Here is a 3,646-nt window from a genome sequence, read left to right as displayed (position 1 = left end):
CTTCTGTTAGGTTCAGCGAAAAAACAGCTTGCAGGTATTCAAAAACGCCCCTGTCATGTTCGAGGGCACTGAAAAAGTCCCTTTTTAATAAGGGCAACAAATAAAAGCGATCAAGTAAGGCACAGTTTTACTTGATCGCTTTTATTATTTCGGAGGTCGCGATGGTTAGCTGTGAAGCAACAGGTGTTCAAAAAGGGCTGAATGGACGTATTTGAGTCTGTTTTCCTTGTTAGGCGATTAGTTTGATCATTCTCTTAAGATTAACTGTGAAAATGGCCAATGCTCCCTGCATTTGCATATTTTCAATCCCATAAGATATGGCCCGGTCATAGCCATGAACGTTTTTTAACTCACTATTTTTTGCCTCGATCTTGTACCGGTGTTTTGCTTTATCCTTATAATGATCGGTTTCCTGAAACTCCATCTGCTGGCGGTGCATGTCTGATTTTATGCTTACAGAATAGGTCTTGGTTTTTGCACCGGGTTTATAGCAGTTCTCCTTCAATGGACAGATCTTGCATTTTTCGACATCAAAGTAATACGTGTCTGTCTGATTTGTTCCAACGTTCTTTTTCCCCTGTCTTGATTTTCGTATGGCCAAATGCCCTGCCGGGCACACGAACATATCAGCATCTTTATTGTAATCAAATCTGTCTTCATCCTTTCTGAAACCCTGGGTTATTGAAGGGTTCAGTTTGGCCACGACCTTTATATCCTGTTCACCCGTTAGCTCAAGATTTTCCTTCCCGGAATAAGCGGAATCGCCAATGATCGTATCTACTTCGATCCCGTTATTCTGGCTGATCTCTAAAAGTTTAGCAAGCTCCGGGCCGTCTCCCTTTTCTCCCGATGTGACCACTGCGGCTGTAATGATGCGTTCCTCTGTCATGGCCAGATGGGTCTTGTAGCCAAAGAATGAGCTGTCGGCTGATTTATGGCCGGTTTTGGCATCTTTGTCTTTGGAGAGCGTGTAGTTTTCCTGTGTATCTTCTACCGTCTCTTTCAACAGGTTTAGTTTTTCTTTGACCGCAGGGATCAAACTCAACGTTTGGTCCGATTCGATATACTTTTCAAGTTCTTTACAATAAGCCAGTTCCTTTTCCAGGTCATCCGAATCATTCTTTTTCGGCATCTGGTCTTTCATATCCTCATCTATAGTATAAACCGCTTTTCGAAGTAGCTTTGAACGCTCTCTCAATACCTCCAATGCTGAATATGGATTGGATCGCGAAAAAGAATGCGTAGCATCAACAATGATCGACCTGGAGCGGATAATGCCCTTTTCAATAGCTATAGAGACGGTTTTACCGATCAGCAGGTTTAACAGGTCAGTATCTTTCAACCGCAGCTTCCGGAACTTTGTTAACGAACTGGGATCGATGACTTCCTGCTCAGGCGACATTTCCAGGAAATACTTGAAGGACATATCGTACCTGGAACGCTCAACGATATCAACATCCGAAACGGTATAGATCGTTTTCAGTAACAGGTATTTGAACATCCGTACAGGACTTTCTGCCGTACGCCCGTTATTCGGACAATACTTGCACACCAATTCTTCGTAGATAAAAGTAAAGTCTATCAGTTCATTGATCTTGCGAAGAAGATTATCCTGGGGAACGATCAGGTCGTATAAACCCGAAAAAGCGCTGAACTGGATCTGGTGTTGTTGAGCTAACATCTAAATGGCGTTCTAATACACCTTTAAAATACAAAAAAAGGAGCAGAAAAGCTATGATTTCTACTCCTTTTTTTATCCCAAAATCCTAAAGGACTTTTTCAGTGCCCTCATCAAATCAGCGCCCTTTTCATCATTTATCAAATCAACTCACTTATTTAAAAATTAATAACCGCGGTCATGGTCATGATGACCGTGATCATTATTATCATTATAACCGTTGTGGTTCCTGTCATGATGGTACCTGCGGTTTCCGTATCCTTCGCGTACCATGCAACCTGAGGTTACTGATACTATTGATGCTAATAAAAATGCATATGCAAGAAATCTCTTTTTCATGGTGATAATTTTAATGATACATCTAACTAAAAGATGTACACAGATTGGACTGGGTTAAGATGAAAAGGATTAATTGGGGTATTTTATAAAAGATTGCAGTCGCTCGGCTCCAGCCGAGTGACGACTATACCCAGGCCTCCGGCCTGCGAAACAAAGTGCTATTGACAGCGGCAGGACGCCGTTATGATAATAGTCACTCGGCTGGAGCCGGGCGACGGCGGGGCTTATTTATTATCAGCTTCAACCGGGTAGCCCTTATCTATCCAGTCGGTTTTTAGGTTGGTGGCCAGGTTAAGCACCTTAATATTGGTATAACCTTCCTTTACCAAATCATTAAACGCCGGGCGAACGTTAGGGCATTTAAATAAAGGGCAGCATCCGCAGTAAATAACTATAAAGCGATCCTTTGGTACATTCTTCAGTTTTTCTGCCAATAAGCTTATGCCATCGTCCTTACCTGCAGGCCCAATGGTTATTGCGCCTTTGATGGTATTAACTGATCCTATATTAAATATAACCGGAACATCGGTTCCTTTAAAATTACTGATTAAGGTGGCCAATATCTGCGGAGACATCAGTTGACCTGCTGTCCAGGGATCGTCGGTTGCAACTTTAACAGGCGACAGAGAAGTACCGGTTATGAGCAAAATTACTGCGAGTAATGATAAAATGGGGCCTTTGAATTTGATAAACATAAAGGAGGGGGTTGTTTGTGAGTAAAGGTAATAAATAGCAGCTGAATACTAAGCTTATGGCCGGTGTTTTCAGGTTGACCGGGAATTGGAATCGACCTTGAAAATCTTTAAGTTAATGACATATCAAGCAAGTCTCTCCTTCGCTGCCCAAAGTCAGTGACGGACGACCATCCCAGTAACCTGCTTGCTACACGAATTAATGGCAACAACTTTTTTATGGAATGTACGTAATAATACGGAAAGGGCGAGATGAAGAAATGGATAGTGATGATTTGGCTAATGCTCCTTCTTTCTACGGTAGGTACATTGTTTTGGTATAACGAATGGGTGTACCAACTACCTACCCCAGTTCCCAAAAACTATAAAGCGGTTAATCAGGGTCGGTTTATTGAATTAAGCGGGCCATTAAAAGGCTACCATAGCAAACCTCTTTTTCTTCATTTCTTTAATCCGGATTGTCCCTGCTCAAGGTTTAATATTAAGAATTTTAGATTGCTGGTCAGGCAATATGGAAGCAAGATAGATTTCGTGGTGATTATTATGAGCAATAAAACCTTTACGGCTAAGGCGATACAGGATAAATTTGATTTAAATGTACCTGTTTTGTTCGACGCGTCCATAGCCACCTCCTGCGGGGTTTATTCTACGCCACAAGCAGTTCTGTTAGATTCACAGCATAAATTATATTACAAAGGAAATTATAACAGCAGTCGGTATTGTATTGACGAAAAAACAAATTATGCCAAAATAGCAATAAAAGGCCTGCTGCATGATAATGCCCAAATGGTTTTTAACCAATTGGCGTTAAGGGCCTATGGCTGTAAGCTGCCAAATTGTACCAAATAATAGTATCACAATTATGAACAATTATCTTGAGGCTGCCACTAACCCAGTCCATGACTTTCTTTTTGAAGTAAAAGAAAGATCAGATGGG

The 3,646-nt window shown here is 41.5% G+C and carries 4 protein-coding genes; 1 reads left to right on the top strand and 3 read right to left on the bottom strand.

Annotation, left to right across the window (positions count from 1 at the left end):
- Positions 1-229: 229 nt before the first annotated feature.
- The 3 genes from VK541_RS07180 to VK541_RS07170 form a co-directional block, all read right to left on the bottom strand.
- A complete protein-coding gene (locus tag VK541_RS07180) occupies positions 230-1,681 on the bottom strand; it encodes an IS1182 family transposase (protein ID WP_324368370.1) in 1,452 nt (483 codons plus the stop codon).
- Between the two features lie 162 nt (positions 1,682-1,843).
- A complete protein-coding gene (locus VK541_RS07175) occupies positions 1,844-2,017 on the bottom strand; it encodes a hypothetical protein (protein WP_324368368.1) in 174 nt (57 codons plus the stop codon).
- 224 nt (positions 2,018-2,241) lie between these two features.
- Entirely contained in the window at positions 2,242-2,712 is a 471-nt protein-coding gene (locus tag VK541_RS07170; protein WP_324368366.1) for a rhodanese-like domain-containing protein, read from the bottom strand.
- 249 nt (positions 2,713-2,961) lie between these two features.
- Between VK541_RS07170 and VK541_RS07165 the strand changes: the two genes are divergently transcribed.
- On the top strand, positions 2,962-3,558 hold the full coding sequence (locus VK541_RS07165; protein ID WP_324368364.1) for a redoxin family protein: 597 nt from the start codon (positions 2,962-2,964) through the stop codon (positions 3,556-3,558).
- Positions 3,559-3,646: the final 88 nt, after the last annotated feature.

Source organism: Pedobacter sp. (assembly GCF_035317785.1).
GTDB lineage: Bacteria > Bacteroidota > Bacteroidia > Sphingobacteriales > Sphingobacteriaceae > Pedobacter.
The sequence above is the reverse complement of the archived record's forward strand: the minus strand, read 5'-3'. Positions and strand labels throughout refer to the sequence as shown.